The following is a 748-nucleotide window of genomic DNA, read 5'->3' as shown; positions in this document are numbered from 1 at the left end:
TGGCAAAGGCGAAAACATCAGGTTTTAAAGCGCCTACCATTCCTACTGGACTCATGAAAAAGCTTGGTCGCATAGCTTACACAACCTATCGCGATGCTAAAATAAAACTCCCCCCTGAAGATATAGCGGAACTCGCGGCGGAACTTTATAAAAAACTGCAAGAGCTTGTTCAAGACATCAACGACATGGAAGAAGTCGAAGCAACTTTCCCTCTTCTTAAAATTCATTTAAAACGTCAAATAGAGGCTGAAAGAGTACATCTAGAAACTACACAAAATACGGCTTAATGCCCCTTTAATATGAAAAATCGATATGAAAATCTTTTTACATTAAAAAAATAATATAACCTTTTGATTAATAAGTATATATTGCCTCTAAAAATAGATAATCATCAATAGGTGAAAATCTTTTTTGCTTTTTTGGTTATTTTGGGCTGATTTTGGAGTCAATTGAGCTTTTGTATTGATTTTTTTCACAGGGTCTTCAAAGGCGGTTTTCTGGGCTTTCACAGACTTTTCAAAATTTTTCAAAGGGTCTTCAAAGACCTTTCAAAGCCTTCTCTCATTTTTACCCCTAAATTCCAATTTTCGCTCTTTTTAACTCTTTTTTACAATTTTAGGTGTCAAAATCTATTTTGACAAAACCCGCATTTAATGCTAAAAAATAACCATAAAAACAACAAATTACCACGTATTCCTACCTAATCCAACCTCTTCCCACTTAGTATAAAACCTACTGTCAAACTACA

1 pseudogene is annotated in these 748 nt (G+C 34.1%); it reads left to right on the top strand.

The window, feature by feature from the left end:
- Nucleotides 1-287 (top strand): annotated as a pseudogene (locus tag PVV60_RS10660) (transcriptional regulator); the annotation flags it as partial.
- Between the last annotated feature and the right edge of the window lie 461 nt (nt 288-748).

Source organism: Bartonella sp. AU18XJBT (genome assembly GCF_028618595.1).
GTDB lineage: Bacteria > Pseudomonadota > Alphaproteobacteria > Rhizobiales > Rhizobiaceae > Bartonella.
The sequence above is the reverse complement of the archived record's forward strand: the minus strand, read 5'-3'. Positions and strand labels throughout refer to the sequence as shown.